Source organism: Arthrobacter sp. NQ4, from assembly GCF_029077345.1.
Lineage (GTDB): Bacteria > Actinomycetota > Actinomycetes > Actinomycetales > Micrococcaceae > Arthrobacter.
In genome coordinates this window covers 105252-123173 of record NZ_JARETC010000006.1, presented here as the reverse complement: position 1 = coordinate 123173, position 17922 = coordinate 105252, and the positions used below count along the sequence as shown (strand labels likewise).

The 17922-nt window shown below is 63.1% G+C and carries 11 protein-coding genes and 1 tRNA gene; 7 read left to right on the top strand and 5 right to left on the bottom strand.

All coding sequences use genetic code 11. The features are described from left to right. Positions 1-52: 52 nt before the first annotated feature. The 6 genes from PUN51_RS12345 (at position 53) to PUN51_RS12320 (ending at position 7150) form a co-directional block, all read left to right on the top strand. Positions 53-1513, top strand: coding sequence for a 4-hydroxyphenylacetate 3-hydroxylase N-terminal domain-containing protein (locus tag PUN51_RS12345; protein ID WP_275181125.1), 1461 nt, complete (start codon positions 53-55; stop codon positions 1511-1513). 9 nt (positions 1514-1522) lie between these two features. Then, positions 1523-2920, top strand: a complete 1398-nt coding sequence (locus PUN51_RS12340; protein ID WP_275181124.1) for an MmgE/PrpD family protein — start codon at positions 1523-1525, stop codon at positions 2918-2920. 741 nt (positions 2921-3661) lie between these two features. Then, positions 3662-4645, top strand: a complete 984-nt coding sequence (locus tag PUN51_RS12335) for an ABC transporter substrate-binding protein (protein WP_275181122.1) — start codon at positions 3662-3664, stop codon at positions 4643-4645. Positions 4646-4684: 39 nt separating this feature from the next. Beyond that, complete coding sequence (locus PUN51_RS12330) at positions 4685-5467, top strand: ABC transporter permease (protein ID WP_275181121.1); 783 nt, start codon at positions 4685-4687, stop codon at positions 5465-5467. A 72-nt stretch (positions 5468-5539) separates the two neighbouring features. Next, entirely contained in the window at positions 5540-6301 is a 762-nt protein-coding gene (locus tag PUN51_RS12325) for an ABC transporter permease (RefSeq protein WP_275181119.1), read from the top strand. 36 nt (positions 6302-6337) lie between these two features. Continuing rightward, positions 6338-7150: an ABC transporter ATP-binding protein gene (locus tag PUN51_RS12320; protein ID WP_275181117.1), complete on the top strand. Its 813-nt coding sequence runs from the start codon at positions 6338-6340 to the stop codon at positions 7148-7150. A gap of 766 nt (positions 7151-7916) precedes the next feature. On the opposite strand, the gene PUN51_RS12315 is transcribed toward PUN51_RS12320, so the two are convergent. Both PUN51_RS12315 and PUN51_RS12310 read right to left on the bottom strand, forming a co-directional pair. Further along, a complete protein-coding gene (locus PUN51_RS12315; RefSeq protein WP_275181115.1) occupies positions 7917-8648 on the bottom strand; it encodes a GntR family transcriptional regulator in 732 nt (243 codons plus the stop codon). 549 nt (positions 8649-9197) lie between these two features. After that, positions 9198-9279: transfer RNA gene (locus PUN51_RS12310), tRNA-Leu, on the bottom strand. 202 nt (positions 9280-9481) lie between these two features. Between PUN51_RS12310 and PUN51_RS12305 the strand changes: the two genes are divergently transcribed. After that, complete coding sequence (locus PUN51_RS12305; protein ID WP_009358190.1) at positions 9482-10087, top strand: ANTAR domain-containing response regulator; 606 nt, start codon at positions 9482-9484, stop codon at positions 10085-10087. A gap of 126 nt (positions 10088-10213) precedes the next feature. Here the strand turns inward: PUN51_RS12305 and pyk are convergent, their stop codons facing one another. The 3 genes from pyk to gltB all read right to left on the bottom strand — a co-directional run bounded on the left by pyk (position 10214) and on the right by gltB (position 17863). After that, the gene (gene pyk, locus PUN51_RS12300) at positions 10214-11722 is read right to left on the bottom strand and encodes a pyruvate kinase (protein WP_224025746.1); all 1509 of its coding nucleotides are present in this window, start codon (positions 11720-11722) and stop codon (positions 10214-10216) included. A 77-nt stretch (positions 11723-11799) separates the two neighbouring features. Continuing rightward, on the bottom strand, positions 11800-13257 hold the full coding sequence (locus PUN51_RS12295; RefSeq protein ID WP_159632128.1) for a glutamate synthase subunit beta: 1458 nt from the start codon (positions 13255-13257) through the stop codon (positions 11800-11802). Beyond that, the gene (gene gltB, locus PUN51_RS12290; RefSeq protein ID WP_275181109.1) at positions 13250-17863 is read right to left on the bottom strand and encodes a glutamate synthase large subunit; all 4614 of its coding nucleotides are present in this window, start codon (positions 17861-17863) and stop codon (positions 13250-13252) included. The genes PUN51_RS12295 and gltB overlap by 8 nt, the downstream gene beginning before the upstream one ends. Positions 17864-17922: the final 59 nt, after the last annotated feature.

Below are 17922 nucleotides of genomic sequence, written 5' to 3'. Positions count from 1 at the left end.
GTCCGCTAGGCGTCCTGTGTCTCACCTGACGTTAGAGATGAAGGAGAGCTCAATGGGAGCACGACGTGGATATGAATACGTAGAGGGACTTAAGGACGGACGCACGGTCTGGTACGGAAACGAGCAGATCGATGTTACTGAACATCCGGATTTCGCCGGCTCCCTTGCAGGAATGGCCGAATACTTCGACTACCAATGGGAGCACTGGGACGACTGCCTGTTCGAAAGTCCCGACAGCGGCGACATGATCTCGGTATCTCACCTGCGTCCCGCCAACCAGGAGGACATCGAACGCCGGCACCGTGCCTTTGACCGGTTCGCCCGCTATTCCATGGGCATGCTGGGGCGCACTCCCGACTACGTGAACGTGGTCTTGGCTGGACACGTCTCCCGCACAGACCTCTGGGAAAAGGCCTCCTCCGATCCAATCTACTTCGAGCGAATCAAGGCCTACCAGAAGTACGTGGCCGAGAATGACTTGGCCCTCACACACACCATCGTGCACGCCAACATCGACAAATCGATCGGTGAGCTGGACGGAGCCAACGCAGACCTTACACTTCAGGTGGTGGATCGCACGGAGAAGGGTGTGATCGTTCGCGGCGCGAAGGTTCTGGCGACCCTCGGCCCGATCGCCGATGAAATCTATGTTTACCCGGCAACTCCCATCAAGCCCGGATACGAGAAGTACGCCCTGTCCTTCGCCATCCCCGTAGCGGCCGAGGGCGTCGCAATTATCTGCCGTGATCATTACGGTGTAGATGCCTCCCGCGAGGACCGGCCCTTCTCCTCCCGGTTTGACGAGCAGGATGGAGTGGTCATATTTAATGACGTGCTCATCCCCCACGACCGTATCTTCATTGATGGGGAGCTGGATCTCTACAACTCGGTGAACCAAGGAACTGCTACCGGATGCACCCAGCAGCAGACGGCCATCCGGGCCGCTGTAAAGCTGGAGTTTGCCTACGATTTGCTCGCCGAGATGGCCCGGGTCACCGGGTCGGGTGCGCGGCCGGACGTCACTACCATGCTTGGTGAGGTTCACGGCTTCCTGGTGATGACCCGGGCGATCATCGACTCCGCTGAGCGCCGAGCCCATGACTGGGGCGGTGGTGCCTACTTCGTGCACGATGATATCGGTGTGCTGCGCACGATCATGCCGGAATGGATGATCCGGGTGAACGACATCATCAAAACGTTGGGTTCGCACAATCTGCTGGCCACTCCCTCCCTGGCGGCGTTCGATAACCCGGAGTTGGCTCCTATGCTCGAGAAGTACCTTCCGGGAGCCGGGGGCATCAGCGCTCAAGAGCGTTCCCGGATCTTCCGAACCGCTTGGGATTTCGCTGGATCGGCCTTGGGTTCGCGCATCGAGCTGTATGAGCGGTTTTACCTTGGTTCCGTAGGACGGGCACGCATGCTCGAGCACATCAAGGGCCAGCGCAATGGAGACAAGGGAACGGTATGGGAATTCCTGGATCGTCAAAAGGTTCCCACGGCCGGCCGGGCGTAACCCAAGGCGATGGACAAGACACTTACGGCGGTCCTGACCGACCATCTTGCGGCAGCGGACTTCAAGTCGCTGCCCTCGGAAGCAATCGATCGGGCCAAGACGCGTGTTTTGGACGCTCTGGGTCTGATCGCGGCCGGTACTCAGGCTGAAGGCAGCTCCTCGTTGATCGACCTCGTCACCGGTTGGGGTGGCCGCCCAGAGTCGACCGTTCTGACCACGGGCGCCAAGGTACCCGCGATGCATGCCGCTCTGGCTAACGCGGCCCTGATGAGGTCATATGATTTCGAGCCTGTCGGGGCCGACCACGCCGAGGGGGTGCAGATCCCCTCGCACATCACGGGCACTACCGTCTCCGTGGCACTCGCCGTGGCTGAGGCCCGACGACGCAGTGGTCGGGACCTGCTCACCGCACTTATCTATGGAGACGATCTGGCCGCGAGGCTCGGTCATGCCACCGGCTTCGATGTCTACGGCGGCGGAGACAACACTGGGACGATCAATGCCCTGGGCGGCGTGGCCACGGCCGGACTACTAATGGGGCACGACGCTGCCACCTTGCATCACGGGCTTGGGCTGGTCATCAACCAAGTCTCCGGGACCATCGACAACATCAACGACAAGACACTGGCGTTCAAGCTGCCGATCTCCCTGTCCGCTCGCAACGCTGTCTTCTCCGCTGAGCTGGCCGCCACGGGATTCCGGGGACCTCACGACCCGATCGGGGGACGTTTTGGTTTCCTGGCCCAGTGGAGCACCACGCCGCAACCTGAAAAGATCACCGAGGGCCTCGGTCAGGAGTTCTACGCCGATGCCGTTATTAAGCCATGGCCGACGTGCCGGGCGAGCCAGGCGTCGCTGGATGCCACCGTGCAGCTGGTGGAGGCGTATCGAATCGCTCCCGACAATTTGGAGAGAATCCAGATCTTTGTGAATCCGCAGACAAAGGCCGGCTTCGTCGGGCAGGAGTTCACCGTTGGAAGCTGCCCGGAGGTCTCGGGCGCCTTCAGCATCAGGTTCGCTGTGGCCACGGCGCTGATGTACGGAACCGTTGGCCTGCAGCACATGAACGAGGCGCACATGCGCGATCCAGCGCTGCAGAGGATGTTGGAAAAGATAGAGATCATCGGCTCGCTACCTCGCGAACAGGCCCAGACGGCTGAGGTCGAGGTGCGGCTTACCTCCGGCGATCGCCACCGCATTCGTGTCGACCGGGTGCTTGGGGACATTCACTTCGCTCCGTTGAACCGTGAGCGCATAGAGGCCAAGTTCCGCAGCAACATCGCGTGGAACGGAACTCTTGAGGACTCGGTTGCCGACCATGTGCTTGAGCTGGTCCACCATTTGGAAAAGCTGGAGGACATGTCCGAGCTGGCTGCCCTGCTGGCGGAGCCGGCCGGGCAGCGCTGATCTCGAAGGAACCTTGATTCAGCCTGGGGCGGTATGGGTCAGAACGCAATCTGCTGATTCCGGAGCTGCAGGCGCGGGGCTACGCACTAACCGAGTACGAGGCAGCTACCTTGCGTGAGCCTCTCCGTCTGTCTCGGCCTGCAGCCTGATCTGCTCTTGTCAACCTGCCCCGCCCCCTGTCGTCAGGAGTCGGCCTCTGCCTGCAACACGGGCGGCATATGTGCTGCTGGACCGGGTGCCCACCTGGCAATGAACTGGCAGAAAAGCCAGCCATCGAGATCTGTCACCTGACGCGAACACAAAGAGACTCTTGCTAAAGGGCAGCCGCCACAGCAAGCAACCCGTTTCGCGAAGCACATGGTTGCCCTTCCACAGAAGGGAAGGACAAACGAGACGGAACACGGAGCTCCTGAGCGCCAATGACGGTGCTGCCCTGCTTGAATGCGGAGTCCGCACGATCACCGGGATAGCCGGGAAAAATCATGTTGCAGTGGCGAATCCGGAAGGCACCCACACGGAAAGCAGCAACATCAGTGACTAATGCTGCTGCGTAAGGAACCCAGTGTCGCTGCACAGTCACGGAAACACACCGCGCCCACAGCTTTTCTCTTTACCTTCCACACTGTATGACGCGGCTCACGGAAAAGACTGTGCAGTGGACCACATTTACGTTATCCTCACTTTATGCATTCTCTGTACGAGAGTGTCATATCACCCTCAGATTGGAAAGCGAGAAGGCGCATGAAGAAAATGACCCCGATATTGCCCCGTAGGGCCGCCCTGGCCATGGCGTTGGCAGGTGTCATGGCTGTTACGGCCTGCGGCGGCGGGGGGGCTGAGCCCGCCTCGGCTAAGAAGATCACCGTGCTGCATGCACCCATTAATTACGAGCCGCTGTACATTGCGAAGCAGAAGGGCTTCTTCGATGAAGTTGGTCTGGATGTAGATATCCGGCCGGGCGGCACCGCCCAGGACAACCTCAGCCAGCTTGTAGGAGGATCGGCTGCGATCAGCACGGTCTCTTGGGACGCAGCTGTAACCGCTACTGCTGAGGACCTGCCCATCAAGCTGATCTCCGGTGCGGGTCTCATTTCCAAGGTGGTCGACACCTCCGGTGTGGTTGTGCGCAAGGACAGCGGCATCACCGATCTGTCCGGCTTGAAAGGCAAGACAATCGCCTTCAACTCACTCGGTTCCGGAGGCAATGTGCCGGTTCTGCAGGCACTGACGGACGCTGGTGTGAATCTGGATACCGTCAAGCAGGTCGCACTGCCCTATGCGTCAATGCGTACCGCACTGTCCAGTTCCCAGGTGGATGCAATCTTTCCGGCGGACAGCTTCTACAACCAAGTCATCTCTGATGCCTCCTTCCATGTGATCGCGAACCCTTCCCGTCAGTATCGCGCTGGGCTCGGTATCACTCTCTGGGCGGCCACGGACCCATGGCTGCAGACAAATGGTGAGACCGCGAAAAAGTTCAATGAGGCCATGGCCAAGGCTGTCGCTTTCTACAACGACCCTGGCAACGCGGATGCCGTCTACAAGGTGCGTAGCGAGGTGACTGGAAACTCCATCGAAAATTCCAAGGGCCCGCTGGTCGAGCAGCAAGTGGCTGTTGATCCAAAGGTGTCACAGGAAACAACGGACGCCTTGAAAAAGTTCGGCATGGCCTCCAAGCCCAAGAGCGTTGATGAGATCTTGTGGGAAGGAGCTCCGCGCGCCTGAGCGGAGATTTGAGCCATGGCTACAACTACAACCACTCCAATGGCCTTCACCGGCCAGCCCAGCGTTAAATGGACGCTTACCCTCCAGCGAGTGATTACCCTGGTAGTGATTCTGCTTCTTTGGCAGTTCGCAGTGATGAGCGGGCTTCTGCCCAAAATCACCCCAGGCGTCCCCGATATTGTGACCTCCATCTTCACCGTGGTCACCACGGGCAACTTCTGGGTGGGCTTCGGTTACACGCTCTTCGCCGCATTGGCGGGCTGGTTGCTCTCCTGCGCAATCGGCGTCGTCCTGGGGCTGCTGATCGGCACGGTCCGTCCGCTGGGCCGCTCAGCCGCTTTGATCGTTGAATTCGGCCGCGCCTTTCCGACCATCGCGCTAATGCCGGTGATGATGCTGGTGCTGGGTGCCACGACGAACATGAAGATCACCATGGTCGTGCTCGCCGCGGTCTGGCCCGTACTGGTGCAGTCAATCCTCGGATCTCGAAGACTGGATCCAGGCATCGTATCCACTGCGACGGTCTTTCAGATCCCGAAGGGCTTGTGGTTCCGAAGAGTCTTGTTGCCGTCAGCTCTGCCATTCATCGCCACCGGCGTGCGCATCTCAGCGTCCATCGCGATACTGGCCGCGGTTGGAGTCGAGGTCTTGACCCAGGTGCCGGGGCTGGGACGATTGATCACGCTCGCGCAGGAGGCAGAGCGTTGGGACAACGCATTCGCCTACTTGTTCTTCGCGGGCATCTTCGGATGGCTAGTGGCCTCTTTACTGGGCAGGGCAGAGGGGCGGCTGCTCCGGTGGAACAGACAGAGTGATGACTGAGCCCTCGACGACGAGCACAACCCCTCCGATAAACCTCCAGTGCATCGAGCTCAAACCGACCAGGAGCGTCATATGAGAACTTTGACAAACGTGCTGTGGCGGCTCTGGCTGCCCGTTTTACTAGTAGTCCTCTGGTGGTTCGCCTCGGCGAACAGCACCAACCTGTTTGTACCCCCGCTCTCGCGGATCCTCGGCGTGATGGGCCGGGACCTTACCAACGGCGTGCTGCTGCAGGCCATGGGCTCAAGTCTCTCTAACCTGGCGCTAGGGCTGCTGATCGCCAGTGTCGTGGGTGTGGCCCTGGGACTCATCCTGGGCGAAACAAAACGGCTGCGGCTAATCCTCGACCCCTATATACATTTCGTGCGTTCCGTGCCGCAGTCCGCCTTGGTTCCGCTGATTATCGGCATTTTCGGATTGGGCTCAGCTTCGAAAATCTATGCCGTAGCCCTCGCCTGCGTCTGGCCGATCCTGCTGAACACAATCGACGGAAGCCTGGGCGTGGAGGTCGGGGTGCGCCGGGTGTCCCGCGTCTTCGGTATCCCGCGGATGCTCTACTACCGCCGGGTGGTGCTTCCGGGAGCCATGCCTCAGGTCATCGCCGGCATACGTGTGGCGCTGCCAATTGGCATCGTCGTCATGGTAGTCAGCGAGCTTTTCGCCTCCAACGTCGGGCTGGGCTTCTACATCCTTCACTCCTCCAGCACGTTCCGGATCCCAGAGACATGGAGTGGGGCGCTGTTGGTGGGTGTCATCGGCTACATCCTCGTGATCGGCTTCAGCCTGATCGACAGGCAGATCCTGGCTTGGTATCACAAATCCGGCGCCCGTTGATGCGCCACGACACGTCTTTTACAAGGAGTCTGAATCATGCCTAACACCGAAAGCGTCCCCGGCGGTACGCTGACACGCGTCAGCGAAGATACCCTGCTGCACGTCACAGATCTCTCCCTGGGCTACGGGGAGGGTGCTGATGAGAAGTGCATCATCGAGAACCTCAGCCTCACTGTCGGCAACGGGGAATTCGTCTCGATTGTCGGCCCGTCCGGCGTCGGCAAAACCACCCTGCTCAAAGGCCTGTCCGGTCTACTCAAGCCCAAGGCCGGCCAAGTCCTGGTGGGCGGAGATACGCTCGAGGGACCGCACCGTGATGTGGCGGTGGTCTTTCAAGACTACTCGAGGTCCCTGATGCCGTGGATGACCACCCGCGAGAACATCGCCTTCCCGCTGCAAGGGCGCGGTCAGAAGAAGCCCCTGCGCAACAAAGCTGCAGATGAGGCCCTGGATGCCGTCGGGCTGGGCGGCCAAGGGAACAAGTACCCGTGGGAGATGTCCGGTGGCATGCAGCAGCGTGTGGCCATCGCCCGTGCACTGGCGTACAACGCCAAGGTGCTGCTGATGGACGAGCCGTTCGCCTCCGTTGATGCGCAAACACGCTTTGACCTCGAAGACCTGGTAATCGACCTCCGGGAGAAGCTCGGAGTGACCATTATGCTCGTGACTCACGACGTGGACGAGGCCATCTATCTGGCTGACAGGGTGATCGTCATCGCCGAGAAGCCGGCCACTGTCGTGGACGTGATCGAGACCGGCTTCGGCACGCACCGCGATCAAGTTGCCACTAAAGCGGACCCCCGGTTCCAGGACGCCCGCGGGCGCATCCTGACTCGGCTTCGCAAGTAGCCGCACCTTGGCGTTTCGTTCCGGAAGGGAGGTCGGCCGTCAGCGAAAGTGCGATGTGCGCGAGTGCGCAAGTTGCCTACAGTGACAATGGCTGTTCACCTGACCCTGATGGCCGTCTCCCCCGAGCCGAAAGCCATGTCCGCGAATCTCACTGAAGTCGCGGTCGAACCCCTCCTGGCTCAGGCGCGGACGTCGTCCCACCAATTTAACGGGGGACGGCTCCTCGTCGTAGACGTGATCCAGGTCCGTGTGGCGCTCCACGAAGATGCTGGCGGCACCGACATACTGTCGCGGAAATGTTGCCGGCGGAATGACCCACCGCACATCAGTAGGTTAGCTGCCCTTGTGCCGGCCACTTTCGAAGCCAAATGCCGGCAGTCGGCAGGACTGCCAAGCGCGTTGTTCATCCGCCTTCCCCTGATTAGTGCGCTTTCCCCAATGCCTGCACGGCCAAATGAACTCTCCGAGCTCCACCTATCCACGAACGAAAAGCATGGCTTCTCAGCCCGTAGGATGCGGCGTCAAGTGGCCGGCTAGGCCCATGGCATCGTTGCTAAGAGGCAACGTCAGTGCATGCCGGAACGATGCGGAGCAAAGTCGACGTCTCCGTCCAGCAGTACCCGACGCCACACAAGTGGAGTGTTTCCTGATCAGCAGATGTGCGGCATCAGCGGGTAGTGAAGAGCGTTATTCAAGGCCAGTTCCCTTTCACCGATCGCAGGTTGGGGCACTAGTCTCTCTGAAGCACGATGATGAAGTAGCTTCATCAAGCTGAGGTCTGGGTCACATCCGACAGACCTTCAGTCTGGGCGACTCGCTGCGCCTCCGGAAGGAACCCCACCTCGAGAATGTTGTTCATGGACCTCGTGTAGTGCTCTCTCAGCAACCGTCCTGCTAACTCGGCGTCTCGGTCCACAACGGCCTGCAGGATTTCTCGGTGCTCCTGGTCCATGTCGCGGTTCACGGATTTCTTTGAAGGCGCCGACCAGCGGCGGTGCAGCGAGTTCTCATCGGCCAACACGGAGGTCAGGTCGATCAGTACGGGCAGCCCACACGCCGACAGCATCTTCTTGTGGAAGTTGTCATGAGCCTCGACCCACTCAGGATTCAGCTCCAGGGTCCCGTCCAAGAAGCGCGGAATGCGCTCCAGCATATGGTGGGCGGCGAAGACCTCAGACTCCCAATGCAGGTCGCCCCGCTCGATGGCGAGCTGGATACCGTACTCCTCGGCACGGCACCTCAACTCGTTAAAGTCCCGCAGCTCATCGAGCGAGATCTGGGGAACGAAGAAGCCACGATTCGGCTTGAGCTCCACCAGCCGGTCACCAGAGAGTCGGGTGAGGGCTTCCCGCACGACGGTGCTGGAGGTCGCATACTGCTTTGACAGGGGCATCAATTGCAGATTTTGCCCCGGTAGCCAGCGCCCCGCCAGAATGTCTTTGCGTATCCGGTCGCGTACGCCCGTGCTGAGGGTTTCAGAATTGCCGCTTCGTGCCATGACTGCAATATACTTTAAATTACGCAAACATGTCACCACCGCGCGCTAATGTATTATGCCTGCGATTTGCATTCTGTTTTAGATTCGTCCGAAGATCAACGTCCGGTTCGTGTTGGGCCCCTCCACCGATCAACTCTCTGCAGGATCGGTCCCGACCATAAAACGAAAGCAGACACAGTGTGGACAGTGTCCACACCCCCTTTGGCTGGACAAAGGGAAGAACCCGTGGTCCTTTTTACGTCGTTGAAGCTCCGGACGAAGGCCTCCAGTCAACCGCACAGCGGTCATGTAGTCCCCGCTCCCCCGGGCCCATGAATAGGTGTAAGCCACCCCGGGTCTACCCGATAAAACCGGAAGCGAGGAACCGCATAATCCCAGCAATCAGCAGGCGGAGCACCCACCAGCCAAGGTCCTGAACCCGCCACCCACACATCTGAATAGGCCCCGCGGCAGCCAGGCCAACGCCCGCACTCCTAGCGTCAGAGGCACCCCAGCGCAAGCTTTGTACACACGTTAAAGCAAAATCGCCCCTGACGAGGCGATTTGTTGTGCCCGAGGTGGGACTCGAACCCACACACCTTTCGATACCGCATTTTGAGTGCGGCGCGTCTGCCAATTCCGCCACTCGGGCGCGGATTACGTGGAGCCGAAGTACGCCCACAGCTGACTGTGAGCAACGCGATCGCTTCACGTACGCGGAATTACTCTACATGCAGATAGGCTGAATTCCAGAATCGCGCCGCCGTCGCCGCAAACGAACCCCTGCAAGCCAAGTACAGCCGCGGTGGCACCTAAGATAGTGATGTCCCGCCGTACCTTTTCAAGGAGATCCCGTGACTGAACAGACGGAGTCCAAGCCCACGTCCCAGCCGGCGCGCCGCGTCATTGTGGCAGAGGATGAAACCCTCATCCGCCTCGACATCATCGAGATCCTGCGCGGTGAAGGCTACGACGTTGTGGGTGAGGCGGACAACGGCGAGAAGGCCGTCCAGCTCGCCGAGGAACTGAAGCCGGACCTGGTCCTGATGGACGTGAAGATGCCCGTCATGGACGGCATTTCCGCGGCCGAGAAGATCGTCAAGGCCCGCATCGCCCCCGTGGTGCTGCTAACCGCCTTCAGCCAGAAGGAACTGGTGGAGCGTGCCCGCGACGCCGGCGCCATGGCCTATGTGGTCAAGCCGTTCACGCCTGCTGACCTCATCCCGGCCCTGGAGATTGCACTCTCCCGCCACGAGGAAATCAAGGCCCTCGAAAGTGAAGTGTCGGACCTCCAGGAGCAGTTCGCCACCCGCAAGCTCGTCGAGCGCGCCAAAAGCCTGCTGACCACCAAGATGGGCCTGACGGAACCGGAAGCCTTCCGCTGGATCCAGAAGACCTCCATGGACCGCCGCCTCAGCATGCGTGAGGTCGCCGAAACCATCATCAACCAGGTCAACTAGCGCTTCGGCTGGCCCGCGGAAACGCACGACGGCGGGCCAGCCTCGCACAGGCAGGTCACCGAACCAGCCAACCACCACAACGAAAAAGGACCCCTGCCAACCGGCAGGGGTCCTTTTCGGTGAAGCCTAGGCCTGGGCGGCCTGGTTCTTCTTCTTCTTTTCCGGCCAGGGGCCGAGCTTTTCACGGTTGCTGCCGGGCTCGCCGCCCTGGCTGCCGGCATCGGCGAGGTCGCCCACCTTGTGGACCTTCAGCATGTTCGTGGAGCCGGCTTTTCCGGGAGGTGAACCGGCGGCAATGACCACCAGGTCGCCGTCGTCCACCAGGTCCATTTCCAGCAGGCTGCGGTCAACCTGGGACGTCATCTCATCGGTGTGGCCCACCATGGGGACCAGCACCGGCTGGATGCCCCAGGTCAGTGCAAGCTGGTTCCACACGTGCTCCACCGGGGTGAAGGCAAACACGGCCTTGATGGGCCGCAGGCGGGAGAGGCGCCGGGCGGAGTCGCCGGACTGGGTGAAGGTACAGATGTACTTCGCATCCAGCTGGTCGGCGATTTCGACGGCGGCACGCGTGATGGCGCCACCACGGGTCTTGGGCTTGGTCCCCAGCGGGGGAACGCGCTCCAGGCCATGCACTTCGGTGGACTCGATGATCCGGGCCATGGTCTTGACCGTCTCGATCGGGTACTTGCCCACGCTGGTCTCACCGGACAGCATGACGGCGTCAGCACCGTCCAGCACGGCGTTGGCGCAGTCGGACGCCTCTGCACGGGTGGGTCGGGGGTTGTCGATCATGGACTCCAGGACCTGGGTGGCCACGATGACCGGCTTGGCCCAGCGGCGTGCCAGTTCCACGGCGCGCTTCTGGACGATCGGCACTTCCTCCAGCGGCAGTTCCACGCCGAGGTCGCCACGGGCCACCATGATGGCGTCGAACGCGTCGATGATCTCGGGCAGCTGCTCCACGGCCTGCGGCTTTTCGATCTTGGCGATGACCGGCACGCGGCGGCCTTCCTCGTCCATGATCTCGTGCACGCGGGTGATGTCCGAGGCATCCCGGACGAACGAGAGCGCCACCAGGTCAACCCCGCGGCGGATGGCCCAGCGGAGGTCATCCTCGTCTTTTTCGCTCAGCGCGGGGACGTTGACTGCCACGCCGGGGAGGTTGATGCCCTTGTTGTTGGACACCATGCCGCCGACGGTTACCTCGGCGACCACCTTGACGTCGTCGACCTCGATGGCGCGCAGCGCCACCTTGCCGTCGTCGATCAGCAGGGCGTCGCCCACGTTGACGTCCTCGGTGAGGCTCTTCAGCGTGGTGGAGCAAATGTCCTTGGTGCCGGGAACATCCTCGGTGGTGATGGTGAAGATGTCGCCAACAGCGAGGGCGTGCGGGCCGTCAACGAAGCGGCCCAGGCGGATCTTGGGACCCTGCAGGTCGGCCATGATGGCCACTGCCTTGCTCAGGTCGGACGCGGCCTTGCGGACGTTCTCGTACGTGTTGTCATGCACGGTGTAGTCACCGTGGCTCATGTTCATGCGGGCGACGTCAACGCCGGCCTCCAGCACCGCGAGGGTGTTTTCGTAGCTGGCAATTGCCGGGCCGAACGTAGCCACAATTTTTGCGCGTCTCATATACCTACCCTATTGGTCTCTTGCATTGGTTAAGTTGTCTGCGAGGTGAACCCTCGATGCATCCCCCGGGACAGTGGTCAGAGGACAGCGATGGCGCGGTCCGTTGGCGCGACGGGTGCGGGAAGGATGGTGCTCCCCATCAGGTACTTGTCCACCGCGGCGGCGGCGGCGCGGCCTTCGGCGATGGCCCACACGATCAGGGACTGCCCGCGGCCGGCGTCACCGGCAACGAACACACCCTCGGTGTTGGTCATGTAGTAGCCGTCGCGTGCCACGTTGCCGCGGCCGTCGAATTCAGCGTGCACCTGTTCGGTGATGCCGGCAGGTTCGGCGCCGGTGAAGCCCAGGGACAGGAACACCAGGTCGGCGGGGATGATCCGCTCGGTGCCGGCCTTGGGGAGCCGCTTGCCGTCCACGAACTCGGTCTCGGCCACCTTGACCCCGGTGAGCTTGCCGTTTTCGCCCACGAACTCGACGGTGGAGGCGAGGTAGGTGCGTTCGCCGCCTTCCTCGTGTGCGCTGGCCATCTCGAAGAGGGTGGGGAACGTCGGCCACGGCTGGTGGCTGGCCCGCTCGGCCGGCGGCTGCTTGCCGATGGCCAGGGTGGTGACGGAGGCGGCGCCGTGGCGATGGGCGGTGCCCAGGCAGTCGGCACCGGTATCGCCGCCGCCCAGGATCACCACGTGCTTGCCGTGGGCGTTGATCTGGTTCTCGATGGTTTCCCCGGCCACCGCGCGGTTGGCGGGCACCAGGTAGTCCATGGCGAAGTGGACGCCGTCCAGGTCGCGGCCCGGGATGGGCAGGTCACGCGGAACGGTGGCACCCGTGCACACTACGACGGCGTCGTAGCGCCTGCGCAGCTGCTCCCAGGTGACGTCGGTGCCCACGGACACGCCGGTCCGGAACCGGGTGCCTTCCGCCTTCATCTGCTCGACGCGGCGGTCCACCTGCTCTTTTTCCATCTTGAAGTCGGGGATGCCGTACCGCAGGAGGCCGCCGATCTTGTCGTCCCGCTCGTAGACGGCAACGGTGTGGCCCACCCGGGTGAGCTGCTGGGCGACGGCCAGGCCGGCGGGGCCGGAGCCGACCACCGCAACAGTCTTGCCGGTGAGGCGGGCCGGCGGCAGCGGGTTGACCCACCCGTTGTCCCAGGCCTCGTCGATGATCGACACTTCCACCTGCTTGATGGTCACGGCGGGCTGGTTGATCCCCAGCACGCAGGACGCCTCGCAGGGCGCCGGGCAGAGCCGGCCGGTGAACTCGGGGAAGTTGTTCGTGGCGTGCAGGCGCTCGATAGCTTCATCGCCCTTGTCCCGCCACATGAGGTCGTTCCACTCGGGGATGAGGTTGCCCAGCGGGCAGCCCTGGTGGCAGAAGGGAACACCACAGTCCATGCAGCGTCCGGCCTGGGCTTTCAGCGTGCCCTTTTCCTGCGCCTCGTATACCTCTTTCCAGTCCATGATGCGGACGGGAACGGGGCGGCGTGGCTGGGTTTCACGCTGGCGTACTTTCAGAAATCCGCGTGGATCAGCCACCGGTAACCTCCAGGATTCGAGACCATACTTCTTCGCCGTCGGGGTCAAGGCCCTCTTCGATGGCGTCGAGACGGGTTTGCAGCACGGCCGCGTAGTCGCGCGGCAGCACCTTGGTGATACGGGCGGCGGTGTCATCGAAGTTCTCGAGGAGGCGTGCCGCCAGCTGGGAGTCAGTTTCTTCCACGTGCTTGACCAACAGGCCGTGGACGATGTCGCGGTCCTCGGAGTCCAGCTCGCGCAGCTGCAGTTCGCCGGACTCCAGCGCCTGCTTGTTGACGCGGGTGGTCCGCAGGTCCAGGACGTAGGCGGTACCGCCGGACATGCCCGCGCCGAAGTTGCGGCCGGTGCGCCCGATGATCAGCGTCTGGCCGCCGGTCATGTACTCGCAGCCATGGTCGCCAATGCCTTCGACGACGGCGGTGGCACCGGAGTTGCGCACCAGGAAGCGTTCGCCCACCTGGCCGCGCAGGAACATCTCACCGCTGGTGGCGCCGTAGCCGATCACGTTGCCGGCAATGACGTTGGTCTCCGCCTTGAACACGTTGGTACGGTCCGGACGGACGATGATCCGGCCGCCGGACAGGCCCTTGCCCACGTAGTCGTTCGAGTCGCCGTACAGCCGCAGCGTGATGCCCGCGGGCAGGAAAGCGCCCAGGGACTGGCCCGCGGTGCCGTTCAGTGTGACGTCGATGGTGTCCGTGGCCAGGACATCGGTACCGAAGGTCTTGGTGACCACGTGGCCCAGCATGGTGCCCACCGAACGGTCGGTGTTGATGACGTCCACGGTGATCTTCACCGGGCTGCGGTCGGTCAGGGCCTCGGTGGCCATGGTGATCAGGCGCTGGTCAAAGTGCTTGTCCAGCTCGTGGTTCTGGCCGGTCATGTTCCGCAGCGGCGCATCGTCGTCGAACTCGAGGCCGTGCAGGATCGGGTCCAGGTCCAGGCCGTCGGCCTTCCAGTGGTCCACCGCGTCGCGGGTGTCCAGGACCTCGGCGTGGCCGATGGCCTCCTCGAGGCTCCGGAATCCAAGCTCGGCCAGGATTTCGCGGACTTCCTCGGCGAGGAACTCGAAGAAGTTGACCACGAATTCCGGCTTGCCGCTGAAGCGGGCCCGCAGTTCGGGGTTCTGGGTGGCGACGCCCACGGGGCAGGTGTCCAGGTGGCAGACGCGCATCATGATGCAGCCTTCCACCACGAGCGGAGCGGTGGCGAAACCGAACTCCTCGCCGCCCAGCAGGGCAGCGATGACGACGTCGCGGCCGGTCTTGAGCTGGCCGTCCACCTGCACCACCACGCGGTCGCGCAGGCCGTTGAGCATGAGCGTCTGCTGGGTCTCGGCCAGGCCAAGTTCCCAGGGAACACCGGCGTGCTTGAGCGAGTTCAGCGGCGAGGCGCCGGTGCCGCCGTCATGTCCGGAGACAAGGACGACGTCGGCCTTCGCCTTGGTCACGCCGGAGGCCACGGTGCCGATCCCCACTTCGGAGACGAGCTTTACGTGCACACGGGCCGAGGGGTTGGCACGCTTGGCATCGTAGATGAGCTGCGCCAGGTCCTCGATCGAGTAGATGTCGTGGTGCGGGGGCGGGGAGATCAGCCCGACGCCGGGGGTTGAGTGCCGCGTGCGGGCAACCCACGGGTAGACCTTCTGCGCCATCAGCTGGCCGCCTTCGCCGGGCTTGGCACCCTGCGCCATCTTGATCTGGATGTCGTCGGCGTTGGTCAGGTAGAGGCTGGTCACGCCGAAACGGCCGGACGCGATCTGCTTGACGGCAGAGCGCCGCTTCGGGTCGAGCAGGCGGTCCACATCCTCGCCGCCCTCACCGGTGTTGGACTTGCCGCCCAGCTGGTTCATGGCGATGGCCAGCGTCTCGTGGGCCTCCTGGGAGATGGAGCCGTAGCTCATCGCGCCGGTGGAGAACCGCTTGACGATGCTGGAGACGGGCTCCACTTCCTCAAGGGGAACGGACGGGCGCTCATTCTTGAACTTGAGCAGGCCGCGGAGGGTCATGAGGTTGGTGGACTGGTCGTCCACTCCCCTGGTGTACGCCTTGAAGATGTCGTAGCGGCGCTCACGCGTGGCGTGCTGCAGCCGGAAGACGGTCTCCGGGTTGAACAGGTGCGGCTCGCCGTCGCGGCGCCACTGGTACTCGCCGCCGCCCAGGAGCGGGCGGTGGGGTTGTTCGATGCCGCCTTCCGGGTAGGCCATCTGGTGGCGGGCGGAGACCTCGGCTGCGATGACGTCCAGGCCCACGCCGCCCAGCTGGGAGTGCGTGCCGGCGAAGAATTCGTCCACCAGTTCCTGGCCCAGGCCCAGCGCCTCGAAGGTCTGGGCGCCGGTGTAGGAGGCCACCGTGGAGATGCCCATCTTGGACATGATCTTCAGGACGCCCTTGCCCAGGCCCTTGATGAGGTTGTAGACGCCGTCCTGCGGGGTCACCCCGGTGACGTCACCGGCCGCGATGAGCTGCTCCACGGATTCCATGGCCAGGTACGGGTTGACGGCGGAGGCGCCGTAGCCGATCAGGACGGCCACGTGGTGCGTCTCGCGGACGTCGCCGGCCTCGACCACCAGGGCGGTCTTGGTGCGGTTGGCGCTGCGCAGCAGGTGGTGGTGCACGGCGCTGACCAGCAGCAGCGACGGGATGGGCGCCCACTGGGCGTTGGAGTCACGGTCGGACAGCACGATGTACTGGACACCGCGGTTGATCGCACCGGAGACCTGCTCGCAGATTTCGGTGAGCCGGGCGCGGAGCGCATTCTCGCCGCCTTCGGGGCGGTACAGGCCGCGGACCTTCATGGCCACGCGGTTGCCGTCGGCGTCCTCGATGTTGGCGATCTTGGCGAGCTGGTCGTTATTGATCACCGGGAAGGGCAGCTGGACCTGCGGCTGGCGGACCTGCTTGGTGTCCAGGAGGTTGCCGTTGGGTCCGATGGCGCAGGTCAGCGACGTGACCAGTTCTTCACGGATGGCATCCAGCGGCGGGTTGGTGACCTGCGCGAAGGACTGCACGAAGTAGTCGAAGAGCAGGCGCGGGCGCTTCGACAGCACGGCCACCGGGGTATCGGAACCCATGGCACCCAGGGGCTCGGCGCCGGTGCGGGCCATGGGGCCCAGCAGGATCTTCAGTTCCTCGGTGGTGTAGCCGAAGGTGCGCTGGCGGATGTTGACGGACGCGGCGGTGTGCACCACGTGCTCGCGCTCGGGGAGGTCGTTGAGGTCGATCAGGTTGTCCTTGACCCACTCGGCCCACGGGTTGGCTGCAGCGACTTCGGCCTTGACCTCTTCGTCGTCGATGATGCGGCCGGCCTCGGTGTCCACCAGGAACATTTTGCCCGGGGACACACGGCCCTTCTTGACCACCTTGGAGGGTTCGACGTCGATCACGCCCACCTCGGAGGCGAAGACGATCAGACCGTCCTCGGTGATCCAGAAGCGGCCGGGACGCAGTCCGTTGCGGTCCAGGGTGGCGCCCACCAGGTTGCCGTCGGTGAAGGAGACGGCGGCGGGGCCGTCCCAGGGTTCCATCAGCAGCGAGTGGTACTCGTAGAAGGCGCGGCGGGCCGGATCCATGGTGGCGTGGTTTTCCCAGGCCTCAGGGATCATCATCATGATCGAGTGCGTGATGGGGCGGCCGGACAGCCACAGCAGTTCCGCTACCTCGTCAAAGGAGGCGGAGTCGGAGGCGCCGGGGGTGCAGATGGGGTACAGCTCTTCCGGCGAGTCACCCAGCAGCGGGTTGGCAAGCTGGGACTGCCGGGCGCGCATCCAGTTCCGGTTGCCCTTGACGGTGTTGATTTCACCGTTGTGGGCGATGGTCCGGAACGGCTGCGCGAGCGGCCAGGACGGGAAGGTGTTGGTGGAGAAGCGTGAGTGGACGATCGCGAGCTTGGTCTTGAAGCGCTTGTCCGACAGGTCCGGGTAGAACGGCTCCAGCTGGGCGGTGGTGAGCATGCCCTTGTAGACGATGGTGCGCGAGGACAGCGACGGGAAGTACACGCCGAACTTGTTCTGGGCGCGCTTGCGGATGCGCCAGGCGCGGGAGTCCAGTTCGTTGCGGTCCAGTTCCTCACCGTTGGCGGATGCCAGGAACGGCTGGGAGAAGTACGGCATGCAGGCACGGGCCATGGCGCCCACGAGGTCGGCAACTACCGGCACTTCGCGCCAGCCGAGGACCTTCAGGCCCTCGTCGGCGGCCAGTCCCTCGATGCCTGTCTTGGCGGCGTCGGCCTCCCGCTGCTCGGCCGGAAGGAAGGCGGTGCCGGCAACGTACTGGCCGGGTGCCGGCAGCTCGAATTCGGTGACGGCCCGGAAGAACTCGTCGGGGATCTGCATGAGCAGGCCCGCGCCGTCGCCGGTTCCCTCGTCGGCGCCCACGGCACCGCGGTGCTCAAGGTTGCGCAGCGCGGTGAGGGCGGCATCGACGATGTCGTACCCGGGTTCGCCGCGAAGGGTGGCGATGATGGCGAGGCCGCACGCGTCCTTTTCCTGTTCCGGGTTGTACAGCCCGGCGGCCTCCGGCATGGCGGCGAAGCGCTTGAACGGCGACAGTGCAGCCCCGGGCTGATCCGGTTCGGACCAGCTGGGAGTGTTAAGAGTTTGGGTCATGGGAGACGTCCTTCCTCCTGATCGTGCGTATGGAAGGGACACCGTTGGCCCCACTCGTC